We start from the raw sequence: 14856 nt of genomic DNA, 5'->3' as shown, positions 1-14856 counted from the left end.
TTATACAGGTGAGATGTTTGCTAATAACTCGGTAACAGCATCATATTGATCGGGCATATTAGCACAGCGTAGCAGTAATTCTAAGTCCAGATCGGGAATGAATGTACTCCGGGCCATCTCCTGATAATTTTCACCTGTTAAGTAATAGATAGATAACTGACTATTTTGCCAAAACCAGACTTCCCGAACGCCCAACCTTTTGTAGAACTCTAGAGTATTTATCCCACCACTGGTAATTACCACTTCAATAGCAATATCTGGGACTATTTTTTGCGTTCCTACATCATAGGAATCATCCGGCTCTTTTCTACCGCCTAATTCTCTGTTACCCAGAGTCGGGGCGCCCTTGCCGTAAAATCGAATCCCATTTGCTCTCATATATGCCTCTAGCAGCATACAGAGAGTTTTCTTGATGATTTCGTGTTCGGGCGAGACAGTCATAATTTGCAGTAGTCGATCGAGATAGAAAAATTTCACACCTCTGAAATCTTTAAAAGCTGCTTCTATCGCTTCAAATTGCTCCCAACTAACATCTGAGAACCTGATGCAGCCATCTGGTTCTGTTTCAGGGGATGTAGATTTGACTGAAGTATATACATTCATAGGGCAACAGTCGCTTAGTTCATAGGTTTATTCTACCTGATTCACTTTTTGCCAGGAATCAAACCTCGCCGCCCTTTGGTTATAGACTGCTGCACAAATCTCTGCAGGTGCTGCAAGTGGGGGTTTTCTGGCAACAAATTCAACTGTTCCAAAGCTTGATTCAGAGTGTAGCCAGAATGGTAGAGAATACGAAAAGTTTTCTTCAAAACTAGCAAATCTTCTGGGGTAAAACCGGCGCGTTCGAGGCCTATTTTGTTGATTGCTCGCACTCTCGAAGGATTTCCCTCGACTAGCATATAAGGAGGTACATCTCGATCGATCCTGCTCAAGCCGCCCACCATAGACAAGCGGCCGATTTGGACAAACTGGTGAACCCCCAAAACACCGCTCAAGCGGGCTTGAGACTCGATTTTAACGTGTCCGGCTAAGGCTACAGCATTGGCGATAATTACTCGATCGGCGATCGCGCAATTGTGTCCCACATGAACATAAGCCATCAATAGATTATGATTGCCAATAGTCGTGCTTTCTCCGGCTCCAGTAGCGCGGTTAATTGTCACGTATTCCCGAATGAGATTGTTGTCGCCAATTTTCACCCTAGTCAGAGAACCCTCGTATTTCAAATCTTGAGGTTCCAAACCAATCGCCGCACCGGGGAAAATTTGATTGCGAGCGCCTATTTCTGTTAGCCCGTCGATAATTGCATGAGCGCCAATCTTAGTCTCCGGCCCGATTTTCACTCTTTCCCCAATTACAGCATAAGCTCCCACTTCTACAGTCGGGTGAAGTTCAGCGCGGGGATGAATCACAGCAGTTGGGTGAATCAAAGTAAGCATTTTTCAGTTGTCAGTTGTCAGTTGGCTGTTGTCCGTTGTCTGTTGACTGTTGGCTGTTGTCTGTTGGCTGTTGTCTGTTGGCTGTTCTTAGTTATAAATTACCAATTACCCGTTACCAATTCCCCAATTTAATCTACCATCGAAAACGTCAATTCCCCTTCACAAACTTTTTGTCCGTCTACTTCAGCCAGAGCCTGCATTTTTGCAAAGCGGCGGCGTTTTACCCACAGCAATTCTACAGTCATCAGCAACTGATCGCCCGGTACAACCTGACGACGGAACTTGACTTGATCAATTCCGGTAAACATCCACAATCCTTGCTTGATGTCAGGCAACTGAGCCAGAACAATACCGCCAACTTGAGCCATCGCTTCGACAATTAATACTCCAGGCATAATCGGCCGTCCGGGGAAATGCCCTTGAAAATGCGGTTCGTTAAAAGTCACATTTTTAATTCCTACAGCCTTCTCGGACGGCACGTAATCAACAATCTTGTCAACCAGTGCAAAAGGATAGCGATGAGGCAATAATTTCTGAACTTCTTCGAGAGTAAAAGTAGATTTAACCGCTGGAGAATCTTCACCGTTTTTGGTGGAGACGGATTCAGAATTAGCAGTATTGAGGGTGTTAACTTCAGTCAGCGTAGACATTTCTTGAAGAATTTTGAGTGTGGTATTGCAGAAGGCAGAAGTCAGAAGGAAGATGCAATCTTAACAGAATATCACCTTGTTTTTTCCTAACTTTTATCTAGGGTAGCTAGAGCTTCCGATTTCAGGGCTTGGGCGAGTTGGACGTGCAGGTTGTGACTGGCTTTGTAAGCCAAGTAGTGAGCTTTTGGCCAAGTTCCGAGCAGACTGAGGTCGCCTACTAAGTCTAGGATTTTATGGCGCACTGGTTCGTTGGCAAATCTCAAAGGCGGGTTGAGCCAGCCGGATCGATCGCAAACTAGGGCGTTCTCTAGGGTACCACCTTTGATCAAACCTGCTTGTCGCAATTGGTCAACTTGGCGAGCAAGTCCAAAAGTGCGGGCTGGGGCGATCGCGCTAGCAAAACTTTCTGCTTCTGGCGACCAACTGTACCATTGATTGCCGATCGCCTGTTCCTCAAAATCAATTCCGTAACTAAATCGAGTTTCGGCTGAGGGTAAAGCCGCTGCAAAAGCATCCCCGTGGCGCACCCAAATTGGCTGTTCTAGGACGCAGGAGGGAGTGGGGGCTTGCTTCGATTCTTGAGGAACTAAGCCGGTATGGGTGATCGCCTCTACCCAAACCAGAGCCGAACCGTCCAGCAGCGGCACTTCCGGCCCATCAACCTCAATTCGAGCATTATCCGCTCCCATCCCCGCCAAAGCCGCTAATAAATGCTCTACAGTGCGAATTTGAGCATCGATACCTGCCAGTTCAGTTGAAAGTGCAGTCTGAGAAACCGCCTCAATTTTTGCAGGAATTATCGGAGCACCAGGCAAGTCAACTCTGACAAAATAGCGGCCTTCCCCAACCTCCGCAGGCAAAACTCGGACGCGAGTTTGTGTGCCGCTATGCAAACCGATTCCCGACAGTTCAAATTCAGATTTTAAGGTACGTTCAATAGTCATTAGTCATTAGTTAGTAGTCAGTAGTTAGTAGTCAACTGTCAACTGTCAACTGTCATTAGTCAGTAGTTAGTAGTCAACTGCCAACTGCCAACTGCCAACTGCCAACTGCCAACTGTCAACTGTCAACTGTCAACTGTCAACTGTCAACTGCCAACTGCCAACTGTCAACTGTCAACTGTCAACTGCCAACTGCCAACTGTCAACTGTCAACTGCCAACTTAGAATCGTTCACCAATTCCAAAGTGAATTTGATTGTCGCCAGTGTCGTTGATACCGTAATCGATCCGGATCGGCCCTAAAGGAGATTGAATCCGCACGCCGAGGCCGTAACCGTAACCGCTACCGGGCTTTTCGCGGATACCTGCCGGGTCGCCTGGGACATCTTTGCCCGTACCCAAGTCAGTGCCAGCATCCAAAAATAGCGCTCCGCCGAGAAACGAAATAATCGGGAAACGGTACTCAACGCTGGCTTCTAGGAAGCTGCGGCCGGCTCCCATGTCGCCTTCGTCGTATCCGCGCACCGAGTTGGCGCCGCCCAAGGCAAAGGCTTCGTAGGGAGGCAAATCTCCGAATACGGTGCCGCCCCTAAAACTGAATGCCAGGGTTTGAGGGCCGGGGGTAAAGTTAGTGTACTTGACTGGTAGGTACAAGCTGTAGCTGGCCCGCAGGCGGTTTAACAGGATGCTGCCGGAACCTACAGGAATCGATTGTTCCATCCCAAACCTGAGCAGCGAACCGCTAGTGGGGCGGAGGGGGTCGTTGCGCCGATCGCGCACAACACCTGCTTGCAAAGTTGTCAAGTCATCCGAGCCCGAATCGCTAAAACTCAACAGGTTGCCGAGTTCGTCCTCGGACTCGCGCCTGCCTTTGCGATCGGTAATTGAGACTCGCTGGTACTGCAAGCCGACTGAAGCAGTCCACTCAGAATCGGCAAAAGGATTGCGCGACAGGGGACGGGTGAAATTGATGCCGGCCCCGGTGCGATTGATGCGGGGTCGATCGTCGTTGGGCAATCTAACTTCCCGTTCGCCGCCGTCAAAAATCACGCTGATTGATCGTCTTCTAAACGCATTAATCGTATAAGAAGTCCGGTAGGGATCGCCCGCAATCCAGGGATCTGTAAAACTCAAGTCAAACAGATTTTGGCGTTCCCCTATTTGCACCTCCGCGCCCAACTTTTGGTTCCTACCTCTGAAGTTTTGCTGCTGGTAACTCAGCGTACCGAACAAACCCGTCGCAGAACTCAAACCCGCACCCGCCGCCAGAGAACCGGTATTTTTCTCAATGACGTTGACAATTACCCTTGCCTTGCGGGGGTCAGTCGTTCCCGGTTCCAAGGCAAGTCGCACGTCTTCAAAAATTCCCAAACCAAACACCCGTCTCAAATCCCTTTCCGCCTTGGTGCGGTTAAAGATGTCTCCGGGCTTGAGTTCTACTTCGCGGGTAATGACAAACTGACGGGTGTTGCCTCCGATGGGCTGACCCGTGGGATCTGTTGCCTCTCCCTCCTTGTTCAGGAAGCGGACATCAACGGATTCGATCTGGCCTTCTGCCACTACCAGGGTGACAGTGCCGTCGTCTGCTACTTGCGGGGCATCAGTAATTTGGCCCAAAACATAGCCGTTCTCTTGATACCACGCATTAATTTTTTTCACTCCCTCCTCAAAGCGGCGGAGGTTGAGAATTTTGCCGTATTGATCGCGGAAGCTTTCGTCAATTACGCTTTGGGGCAGGACTTGCTGGCCGGTGATTGTCACTCCCTGCAGCACTGGATTTGGCTGGACAATAAAAGTCACCCGGACGCCCAACGGGGTGTCTTCCGGTACTGCCCGCACGTTTCTGAAAAAGCCTGTGGCAAAAATGGCGTTGATGTCTTGTTGCAGTTGGCTGCGGTTGGTCGTGCGTCCTGGTTGGGTGCTGATGACTCGGTAAATTTCGGTTTCCAAGTCTTCCGTCGCCCCGGTGACTGTCACTTCTGCAACTAGCACTTGCGGTTCTGCCGCCCCGGCGGGTGCAGGGGCTTGTCTCGGCTGCGGTGCTGGGCCAGGGGGCAAAGAGGGAACGGTGTTAGCGGGTAGTCCCGTCGGGGCCGGTCTGGGCGTAACTTGGGCGTTTTGAGCGATCGCCCCGGATTCATCTGGTTTCCCTAGCTCTGCTGCGATCCAGGCGGGCATTACCGCCGCTTCCGATGGGGGGAGCGAGCTTTCCTGTTGCGCCTCTGGCAGGGCGTTTTGGCTGCTAGAGGCGGGGGAAGGGTTGGATGCTAGCTCGGGTTTGAGTTCAAGGATCGGAGGTGAAACCGGGGAGGGCGGGTCTGTGACTTGGTTTGGGGGTTCCCGGTCGTTCCCTCCTCTGGCAGGGGCCTCCGCTATTTTTAGGGCTTCCCCTTTGCTGGTTTTAGCGGCTTTGCGGTTTTGAGGAGGGTTTGGGGTTAATTCTGGAAGGGGGCGATCGGGTAATTCGATCGGCGGGGCGGGCCGGGCTGCAGCCAAAGCTTCCTCTGCTGATTCAGAGTAGGATGTTTGGCCGGAAGCAGAATTTGATAACCCGAATGTTGCTGAGGCAGTAAAAACTGCCACCAATACAGCAGATAAACGCATTTTTGTTCACTTTTTTGGGCAATCCACACACCACATTAGTCATTAGTCATTAGTCATTAGTCATTAGTTATATAAGTCGGTGGAATTTCGCGCTGACCGCTAATTGATGACTGTTGACCGCTGATTGCTGACATTGAAAGCAGAAGGGTGACAAACTGTGCAATTCTAGCGCATTACCAAGGCCTCTAGACTTTCTGAGCGAGAACGCGTTGGAGAACTTGCTGGTAAGCGGTTTCTACCGATCCTAAGTCGCGGCGGAATCGGTCTTTGTCCATAACACGGGCGTCGGGGTCGGCTTCTGCGTTGTCCCAGAGGCGGCAGGTGTCGGGACTGATTTCGTCGGCGAGGATCAGATTTTGATGTTGGTCGATACCGAATTCTAGTTTGAAGTCTACCAGGGTGATGCCACACTGGCTGAAAAATTCTTTGAGTATTTCGTTAATTTCGCGGGCGGCGATTTCTAGTTGGTCTACTTGTTCGGGGGTGGCTAGCTGCATTAGCAGCAGCCTGTCGCGGGTCAGCAGCGGATCTCCCAAATCGTCGTTTTTGTAATAAAACTCGACCAGCGGCGGATTGACTATTGTGCCCAGGGCGAGTCCGGTTTGCTTGCACAGACTGCCGGCGGCAATGTTTCTGACTACGACTTCCAATGGCAAGATTTGGACGCGACAGACTCGCATTTCGTTGGGGGCCGGTGTGTCGATGAAGTGGGTGGGAATGCCTTTGGCTTCTAGCATCCGAAACAGGTGGGCGGATACGGCGCAGTTGATTTCGCCTTTGCCGACGATGCTGCCGCGTTTCTGAGCGTTAAAGGCTGTGGCGTCGTCTTTGAAGTGGGTCAGCAAAATTTCGCTGTCTTCGGTGGAGTAGAGGATTTTGGCTTTGCCTTCGTAGAGTTTGCGATCGGCTGACATGGCGATTAATAATAAGGTAGATGAGTTTTAGATTTTACCGTAGCTCGATCGGGTGTTATTGGCGAGTTTTTGGATCTCCGCTGCACCGCTCATGCTCTGACCAAGAATTTCGTGATGGTACAAGCTCCCGGATTTATCCGTGGAATCAATCCCAAATCTCAAATCTAAAATCCTCAAGCCCCCGCATTTATCCGTCGGGTCAATCCAAAATCTCAAATCTCAAATCGAATGACGGGCAAGTACGCCTGCAGGTAGATACTGTCATCGACCCCGGCATAAATGATTCTTGACAAAGGACAATAGATATTAAACCTGCTGGGTTCGCGATCCGTGCTGACAAAACCTCGCAAACGAGACGGGCGCTTAAAAAAACATCTAGAAAATGGCTGATTTATGCAAGACAAAAAAATTCATATTCTCTTGGTAGAAGATGATGAGGTTGATGTGATGAACGTCCGGCGAGCTTTCAAAAAAAATAACATCGTCAACCCCCTCTACATTGCTGCCAATGGATTAGAAGCTCTAGCTATATTACGTGGGGAAGGAAAAATAGATCCTCCCATGCCTAAAGCGCGCCGGTTGATTTTGCTGGACTTGAATATGCCAAGAATGAGCGGGATCGAGTTTTTGCAAGAATTGCGACTAGATGAATGTTTGAGGTCGATTCCGGTAATCGTCCTCACAACTTCTAATGAAGATAGAGATAAAGTAAAAGCTTATAATTTGAATGTAGCGGGCTATATTCTTAAACCTGTTACTTTTTCTAACTTTGTGGAAGTGATGGCTACCCTAAACAAATACTGGATGCTGAGCGAAATTCCCTAAAATAGGGAAATTTGAATATTTTTTTTCAAAGAAGATTTATAATTTTTCAGCGATGCAGTTGTTTGAATTCCTTTTTCTCGACAGCAGCTTTTTCGGAGTAATCCACAATTCGGTTTTTATGGACAAAATTCTCACAATTCTGATAGTTGATGACGATGCAGTAGATCGAATGGCGATCAAACGCTCGCTCAAGTCCGCTGGTGTTTCGGCAGAAGTTACTGAGGCAGAAGACTGCGCGGATGCCCTGGTCCAACTCTCGGTCAGCAAAAATTCTACGCAGGCTACCGCGAAACTCTCCCAACAAAATAAATCTCAACCTTTAAGCGAGCTTGAGGAGACAGAACAGGGGCTGCTATTAAATCAAATATTTGAGTGCAAATTTGACTGCGTATTCCTCGACTACGGATTGCCGGACGGAGACGGACTGAGTTTGGTAAAACATCTACGAGAAGCTGGACTGAAAGTTCCCTTAATTGTACTCACAGGTCAAGGCGACGAACAAATTGCTGTGGAATTGATGAAGGCAGGAGCTTCTGATTATATCGCTAAAAATAAGCTTTCTCCCGAAAGTTTGTCTCGCAGTTTGTCCAATGCGATGCGGGTTTACCGCGCCGAATTTCAGGCGTTTCATACCAGTCAAAAGCTTAAGGAAAGCGAAGAACGGTACAGGTTAGTTTTAGAGGGAGTGAACGACGGAATTTGGGATTGGGATTTAAGTAAAAATGAGGTTTATTGGAACGATCGCCTTTTGGAAATTATCGGTTTGTCGCGCAAGCAATTTGGCAGGACTATGGAAGCTCTATATAACCGCCTGCACCCCGATGACAAGGAGGGAATTGTCGCGGCGATCGCAGCTCACTTGGAACAAGAAATAGATTACAATGTAGAATTTCGGCTGCTGCACTCAAACGGTGTTTACCGCTACTGCACTTCTCAGGGAAAAGCTCAGCGCAATTCCCAAGGAAAACCGCTGCGAATGGCCGGTATGATTAGCGATATTACTGAGCGGAAACAGGCGGAAGATGCTCTGGAAAGGGAACGGCAGCAACTGAGACAAATTATTACTTGCGTGCCTGTAGCAATGGCGATGTTAGATACACAAATGCGCTATATGGCTAACTCTAAAAAATGGGTTAGTCAATTTAATTTGGGCTTGCCGTCCCTAAATAATCTCAGCCATTACGAATTGTTTCCAGATACGCCGAATCGCTGGAAAGTAATGTACCAAGAAGTGCTCCAAGGCAAGGTAGTTTCTGTGAGCGAAGATGCTTGGGAACGAGCAGACGGCTCTGTTATCTATCTGCGCTGGGCCGCTCACCCTTGGTACAATCCAGACGGTAAAGTAGGGGGAATTGTGATGGTTGCCGACAAGATTAATGAGTTGGTGGAAGCGCGCGAAACTGCCTTAGAAGCTAGCCGGGTGAAGTCGCAATTCTTGGCGAACATGAGTCACGAAATTCGCACTCCGATGAATGGGGTTTTGGCAATGGCTCAATTGCTGCTGCGCGCTCCTCTGGAACAGAAACAGCGGGACTGTGCTCAGACGATTTACCGCAGTGCTGAACATTTGCTAAATGTTATTAATGATATTCTCGATTTCTCTAAGATTGAAGCTGGAGAGATGCGGCTGGAAAAGGCTAATTTTGATTTGGATACTTGCGTTGAGTCGGTGATAGAAATTATAGCGCATTTGGCAGAAGAAAAAGGTATTGAATTGAATATTTTAGTTGACAGCTCAGTGCCGAAAAAGTTGGTGGGCGACTCGGGAAGATTAAAGCAAGTTTTGCTGAATTTAACGGGTAATGCCATAAAGTTTACGGATCGCGGTCAAGTTTTAGTTCACGTAACGGTGAAACAAGGCAACCGAATGGCAGAGGGTAGACAAGGGGCAAGATTGCTATTTTCCGTCCGAGATACTGGCATTGGAATTTCGGCCCAGGGGCAAACAAAGTTGTTCCAATCTTTTTCTCAGGTAGACGATTCTCCTACTAGGCCTTACGGCGGGACGGGTTTAGGTTTGGCTATTTGCAAGCAGTTAGTGGAGATGATGGGAGGGGAGATTGGAGTCCGCAGTTTGCTAGGCAGCGGTGCTACTTTTTGGTTTACTGTACCTTTGGAAAAACAGTTGCCAGTTGAGCCTCATGATCCCGAACTAGCGGGCAAGAAGTTATTAGTAATCTCTGGAAGCGCTTTGAGGAGGGCAGCGGTGCGCTCGCTCGCTCAAAGTTGGGGTGCCCGCTGCGACGAGGCAGAAACTGCTGCTGAGGCTTGGAGTTGGTTGAAAAATACCCAGGGTGGGATTTCTCAGAATTCGGGAGAGGGGGGAAAAAGCTGGGATGTGGTGCTGGTGGACTTGCAAATGCCGGAGTTGGATGCGGAGGAATTTGCTAGGAAAGTGCGATCGACCTCGACAGTTGGCTCGTTAATCGCCATGACTGCTTTGCGGGAACAGCCGAAGGCTGAATCGCTTTGCAGTCGAGGTTTTAACGGATATTTGATCGAGCCGGTGCGACCAAGCCGCCTGCTTGAGGCAATGCTTGCGCCGGTGAAGGGAACGGGAGATTTTGGGAGAGTGGAGGCTGCTAATACTTACAAGTTGCCACCAGTTAATACTCAATATGTTACTCCCAATTTGCTGTCATCGCTAAGGATTTTGGTGGCGGAAGACCACCCAATCAATCAACAAGTTCTTGTCGAACAGTTGGCAGTTTTAGGCTATCAAGCTGACTGCGTGGTCAACGGTCAAGAAGCGCTGGATTTGCTGGCAAAAAAAAGCTATGATTTAGTGCTGATGGACTGTCAAATGCCGATACTTGATGGTTACAAAACGGCGCAAAAGTTGAGGCAAATTGAAGGAAGAGATCGGCATACTTTTGTAATGGCTTTAACGGCTCATGCTATGCCGGGTGAACGAGAAAAGTGTCTGGCAGCGGGGATGGATGATTATCTCAGTAAACCTGTAGATTTAGATGCTTTGGCGGCGGCTCTGAAAAAGTATGAAGCCCTAAATGTTCAGGGTGACAATAAGTATGGAGTTAAAAGTATAAATTCGGCAAATAAATCTCAATTAGCAACAAATTATACAGAAGTTATGGAAAAAGCGCAGGTTGTGGCTGGGCCGACACCAAGGGCGATCGCACCTCAAACTTGGGAACATATAGACTACGACGGACTGTTCGACAAGAGCAGATTGGAGCAACTCGGACGAGTTAATATTAAATTGCCAGAGCGACTTTTGCAAGCTTTTGTGGCAGGCGCGCAAGCTGATGTAGCTGCTGCCAAAATAGCCGTAGAAGCTAAAGATTGGCAAGCTGTGGAATATCAAGCCCACCGTCTCAAAGGAACTTCTGCTAATGTAGGAGTTGCTCTGATGTCGGATTTGGCCGCACAATTGGAGCATCAAGCGCGAAGCTTTCAATCTGAATCACCAGATGTGGAATTGTTAAATATTGAGAGGGTTGAGAACATATTAGTAAGTTTGTTCAGTCATCTAGCTAGGGTTCAAAAATTTGTGGAAACACGAATATTTGGTTAATATCTTACTCGATCATAGTTGCTCGTAGTCGGCAATTAAAATCGCCATTACAAAAACGAAGTTTCTCTCTAAGAAACTAAGAAATAGAGCGGTAAGGTACGGAGTGTCCATCCTAAATAGAAAAAATCTAGGAAAATCTTCTTTCTTTCTTTCGTCACTCCGTGTTCTCTGCGGTTAATTAAAAATAATAATTAATTTAGCTATGAATTACGATACCAGTACAAACACTATTTTAGATAGCAATTTATTAAAAAACGATGAAAAAATGCTAACGCCTTTGAGGGTTTTTGCTCGGGAAGTTTTATTGTATGAAAACGAGGCTATCTCTGAGCAATATTCTGTAAATGTTGTGCCGTACCCGCAAGATGAAAACAATAATTTATGTGTTGACAATCTCCTAGCAAAAGTGGCTCGCTGCTGTCGCGAAAGCAAGGTGGGCAAAAAATTACCGACGGCTTTTTACGTTCACGTTTCGGCTTTACAGACACTCCACCCTGTCCTCGGTATCTACGAAAATTGTGCCAGACACACTCTCGAAAATATTGATAAAGCAACTTTAGTGAAATTTTTGCTCCATCAACCTAAAATATCTTATCTTTTTTACCCTGATTTCGATACTGACGCTCATCCTGCTTTGCAAACCAGCATCCAAATTAATCTAGCAACAGGGGAAGTTAAATATTTCGATTACAGCAACAGCGAAAATCCTCCTGTTTTGCACCGTAAGGAAACTTTTGTAGCTGCCAATTATCCCAATTACGAAAAGTTTGCAAGGCTGACTCGCTGCGAGGAAAAGTGGGGGCTGCTTGATAACACTAGCGTGATCGGCACTCGCGAGGGTTGGCTCAAATATTTGGGATATTGCGGTGTAGACATCCAAGATCATACTGTTGTCGAGCGTTTGAAACAGGAGAATAGTGAGCTATCAATTCCTAAGATCGAGCGACACAAAGCTGCAATGGTACGCAACTCGCTTTCTAAACCTCTGCGTCTGGTTTTAGAAGCTGATTTAGTGAGGGACGGGGCGACTTTTTTTGATTACGGTTGCGGTTACGGTGGGGATGTTAAATATATTGCACAAGAGGGTTATGCTATTTCTGGTTGGGACCCATACTATCAGCCGGATACTCCGCGAATTTGTGCTGATATTGTGAATATTGGTTATGTGATTAATGTGATTGAATCTTTGGCGGAACGCCGAGAAGCGTTGCTGAATGCTTGGGAATTAACTAAGAATTTATTAGTTGTGGCGGCTCAGGTTTTGATTGATGATAGCGATCGAGGTCAAATTGCTTATGGGGATGGGGTGATTACTTCTCGGAATACTTTTCAGAAGTATTACGAACAAGAAGAGTTGAAGGTTTATATTGACCAAGTTTTGAATGTTGATGCGATTCCCGTGGCTTTGGGGATTTATTTTGTGTTTCGGGATGCTGCGGAGGGTGAAGGTTTTCGCGCTTCTCGGTTTCGATCGCACTTATCGACTCCCAGGGTGCGATCGCAAGTTAAGCGTTTTGAAGATTATGCGGAAATGTTGGCTCCTTTGATGGCTTTTGTGAGCGATCGAGGCCGGCTTCCGGTTAAAGGCGAACTAGCGGAAGAATCGGCGATTAAGGGGGAATTTCACAGTTTTAATCGCGCTTGGAGGGTGATTTTGCAAGCAACGGATGCGGATGATTGGGAGAGAATCGCCGACAAGCGCCGCCAGGATTTGCTAGTATATCTCGCTCTCAATGGTTTGGGAGAGCGGCCTTCAATGCGCCGACTCCCGGCTCAAATCCGCAACGACATCAAAGGTTTGTTTGACAATTATCAAAAAGCTTGCACTTTGGCAGATTTAATGTTATACAGTTTGGGCAAACCTGATATTGTTGCCGATTGCTGTGAAGATAGTGCGATCGGCTACAAACAGCATGGTTCCCTGTCAGTTCACGTCTCTGCATTAGAAGAACTCGACCCTTTGCTCAGGCTCTACGAAGGCTGCGCCAACCGCACAATCGGCAGGCTTGACGGCGCGACAATAATCAAATTTTACGCTCGCAAACCTCAAATTTCCTATTTATTTTATCCAGATTTTGACACTAACCCGCATCCAGCCCTTCACACTTCGATGCACATCGATTTGCGCGACCTTTCTGTGAGCTATCAAGACTATTCTGATGTGTATAATCCGCCAATTTTAGTTAGAAAAGAAGCTTTTGTTACTGCTAGTTATCCCCATTACGACAAGTTTGCGAAACTCACCCGCCAAGAAGAAAAGTTAGGGATTCTAGATCGTGGCGTAGTTAAAAAGCATCGGGAATGGGTGAAGTGTTTGGAGGAAAATTGCGTTAAAATTAAGGATCATAAGTTGTTTTGGCGATCGAATGCTGACCCAGAAAAATTGAAAATGCTGCAAAAAGCTGCGTCGGAACGTCACCAGAAAAAGATTGAGTTTAATGCAGGAAAGATTGAACAAACCGCAGAGAGCGCAGAGGATGGAAAAGAAGAGGGAGAGGAATAGGAATATTTATGGAAGCGAAGTATGATTTTAGTTAGGGTACGCCCGAGGCGATCTATCTAACATTACCTCGGAAAACTCGGATCTCAGCTATTACAAGTGTGACGTTCAAACGTGAAGTTATGATTAATCTACGCTCCGCGACTTCCGCTGATTTGGATCTGTTACGACACTGGGATGAGCAACCTCACGTAATTTCGTCAGATCCTAACGATGACTGGGCTTGGGAGGTGGAACTTGAGCGCGCGCCCGATTGGAGAGAACAATTGATTGCTGAAATTGATGGTCGTCCCATCGGATTTATCCAAATCATCGATCCGGCACGCGAGGAGACCAACTATTGGGGTGATGTGGCGGCGGATCTTCGTGCTATTGACATTTGGATTGGGCAAGAAGCTGATTTAGGCAAAGGCTATGGAACACAAATGATGCAGCTTGCAATTGTCAGATGTTTCGCAGATCCGGCGGTGAAGGCTGTCCTCGTCGATCCGCTTGCCAATAATACTCGGGCCCACAACTTCTATGAACGTCTTGGCTTTCAATTTATCGAGTACCGAAAGTTCGGTGATGATGATTGCTTCGTTTATCGCCTGAACCGAGTAGATTGACACTATGAATTGATCTCGCATTGCTCTAGCAGCAGTCCGTGAGCGATCGCACAAATCTACAAGTTATTTTTTGAGCCGTGATTTGAAAATATTAGATGATCCTTACAGTACCTTTCGATTTATTTCGGGCAGTGTGTGGAGTAGAGATCGCCTAAAATCCATAAACCGCCGAAAATTTAAACCCCCTTCCTAGACTGAGAATCGTTTTTTGCAAAAAGCTTTAACAAATATATGTAAAACTTTAGCCCCAAAATTGGTATCATCTAAAGTTTGAGAAATGGATATTTTTATGAGCTACAATGAATCGAAAAAGATTTACGCTGCATACGAAGCATTTATACGTTCACTAAGTGAGAAGTCTAATATTTTTTGTTCAGAGATATGGGCTGGTCTCGGTTTAGCTATTTTATCCCGTGTGATTGGAGTTGTTGGGATAATTATTAGTTTGTTATTGCTGGCTTTTACACTATTAGCAATAGTTCCATTAATTGTTCCATTGAGCGTGTTTTTAATATGTGCAATGATTGCGTTTTTTATTGAATGGATGGCAGAGTTCACAACGAAAAATCAGAAGCCAAATGTGATTAATGTAGCAATATGTTCTAAAGAACAAGTCATTTATCAATCTCGGAGTTACCGTCAAGATGTCTATTATCTCCATGTGTATATTAAGAGTGGCTATAGAGTTGACTGTAGTTTAGACTAACCAAAGATGAGAACGGTGGCTTTCAGAAGAACTAGAGCCACCGCGCTAGGAGAGAATAAGGGTGAAAAATAAAACCTATCCACTCCTTAAATGAACAGTGAACGATTAAAGGACTTTCGTCAAGCAGCATACGAG

Annotated in this window: 11 protein-coding genes; 5 read left to right on the top strand and 6 right to left on the bottom strand. The window is 46.9% G+C overall.

The genetic code is table 11. The features are described from left to right. From QT979_RS10400 to purC, 6 genes are all read right to left on the bottom strand, one after another. Entirely contained in the window at positions 1-603 is a 603-nt protein-coding gene (locus QT979_RS10400; protein ID WP_333209780.1) for a Uma2 family endonuclease, read from the bottom strand. A 41-nt stretch (positions 604-644) separates the two neighbouring features. Beyond that, complete coding sequence (gene lpxA / locus QT979_RS10395) at positions 645-1439, bottom strand: acyl-ACP--UDP-N-acetylglucosamine O-acyltransferase (RefSeq protein WP_333229195.1); 795 nt, start codon at positions 1437-1439, stop codon at positions 645-647. 128 nt (positions 1440-1567) lie between these two features. Continuing rightward, a complete protein-coding gene (gene fabZ, locus QT979_RS10390; RefSeq protein ID WP_333163518.1) occupies positions 1568-2089 on the bottom strand; it encodes a 3-hydroxyacyl-ACP dehydratase FabZ in 522 nt (173 codons plus the stop codon). A gap of 86 nt (positions 2090-2175) precedes the next feature. Beyond that, positions 2176-3033 (bottom strand): UDP-3-O-acyl-N-acetylglucosamine deacetylase, encoded by an 858-nt coding sequence (lpxC, locus tag QT979_RS10385; protein WP_333309670.1) that lies wholly within the window; start codon positions 3031-3033, stop codon positions 2176-2178. 218 nt (positions 3034-3251) lie between these two features. After that, positions 3252-5633, bottom strand: a complete 2382-nt coding sequence (locus tag QT979_RS10380) for a BamA/TamA family outer membrane protein (protein WP_333209774.1) — start codon at positions 5631-5633, stop codon at positions 3252-3254. A gap of 185 nt (positions 5634-5818) precedes the next feature. Further along, a complete protein-coding gene (gene purC / locus QT979_RS10375) occupies positions 5819-6547 on the bottom strand; it encodes a phosphoribosylaminoimidazolesuccinocarboxamide synthase (protein ID WP_333209772.1) in 729 nt (242 codons plus the stop codon). Between the two features lie 393 nt (positions 6548-6940). On the opposite strand from purC, the gene QT979_RS10370 reads away from it, so the two are divergent. From QT979_RS10370 to QT979_RS10350, 5 genes are all read left to right on the top strand, one after another. Beyond that, a complete protein-coding gene (locus QT979_RS10370; protein WP_015177949.1) occupies positions 6941-7372 on the top strand; it encodes a response regulator in 432 nt (143 codons plus the stop codon). A 118-nt stretch (positions 7373-7490) separates the two neighbouring features. Next, positions 7491-10907 carry a response regulator gene (locus tag QT979_RS10365; RefSeq protein ID WP_333309667.1) on the top strand — a complete coding sequence of 1139 codons (3417 nt, stop codon included), beginning with the start codon at positions 7491-7493 and terminating at the stop codon, positions 10905-10907. 202 nt (positions 10908-11109) lie between these two features. Beyond that, positions 11110-13410 carry a DNA phosphorothioation-associated putative methyltransferase gene (locus tag QT979_RS10360; protein ID WP_333309665.1) on the top strand — a complete coding sequence of 767 codons (2301 nt, stop codon included), beginning with the start codon at positions 11110-11112 and terminating at the stop codon, positions 13408-13410. Between the two features lie 98 nt (positions 13411-13508). Further along, entirely contained in the window at positions 13509-14015 is a 507-nt protein-coding gene (locus QT979_RS10355; protein ID WP_333309661.1) for a GNAT family N-acetyltransferase, read from the top strand. Between the two features lie 289 nt (positions 14016-14304). Beyond that, entirely contained in the window at positions 14305-14721 is a 417-nt protein-coding gene (locus QT979_RS10350; protein WP_333209762.1) for a hypothetical protein, read from the top strand. The last annotated feature ends 135 nt before the right edge of the window (positions 14722-14856 follow it).

It is taken from the genome of Microcoleus sp. w2-18bC1 (assembly GCF_036700365.1).
Taxonomy (GTDB): Bacteria; Cyanobacteriota; Cyanobacteriia; order Cyanobacteriales; family Microcoleaceae; genus Microcoleus.
The sequence above is the reverse complement of the archived record's forward strand: the minus strand, read 5'-3'. Positions and strand labels throughout refer to the sequence as shown.

Excerpts from the sequence above, each read along its gene's own strand:
- QT979_RS10400 (WP_333209780.1), bottom strand. The coding sequence starts at position 603 with ATGAATGTATATACTTCAGTCAAATCTACATCCCCTGAAACAGAACCA.
- lpxA (WP_333229195.1), bottom strand. The coding sequence starts at position 1,439 with ATGCTTACTTTGATTCACCCAACTGCTGTGATTCATCCCCGCGCTGAA.
- fabZ (WP_333163518.1), bottom strand. The coding sequence starts at position 2,089 with ATGTCTACGCTGACTGAAGTTAACACCCTCAATACTGCTAATTCTGAA.
- lpxC (WP_333309670.1), bottom strand. The coding sequence starts at position 3,033 with ATGACTATTGAACGTACCTTAAAATCTGAATTTGAACTGTCGGGAATC.
- QT979_RS10380 (WP_333209774.1), bottom strand. The coding sequence starts at position 5,633 with ATGCGTTTATCTGCTGTATTGGTGGCAGTTTTTACTGCCTCAGCAACA.
- purC (WP_333209772.1), bottom strand. The coding sequence starts at position 6,547 with ATGTCAGCCGATCGCAAACTCTACGAAGGCAAAGCCAAAATCCTCTAC.
- QT979_RS10370 (WP_015177949.1), top strand. The coding sequence starts at position 6,941 with ATGCAAGACAAAAAAATTCATATTCTCTTGGTAGAAGATGATGAGGTT.
- QT979_RS10365 (WP_333309667.1), top strand. The coding sequence starts at position 7,491 with ATGGACAAAATTCTCACAATTCTGATAGTTGATGACGATGCAGTAGAT.
- QT979_RS10360 (WP_333309665.1), top strand. The coding sequence starts at position 11,110 with ATGAATTACGATACCAGTACAAACACTATTTTAGATAGCAATTTATTA.
- QT979_RS10350 (WP_333209762.1), top strand. The coding sequence starts at position 14,305 with ATGAGCTACAATGAATCGAAAAAGATTTACGCTGCATACGAAGCATTT.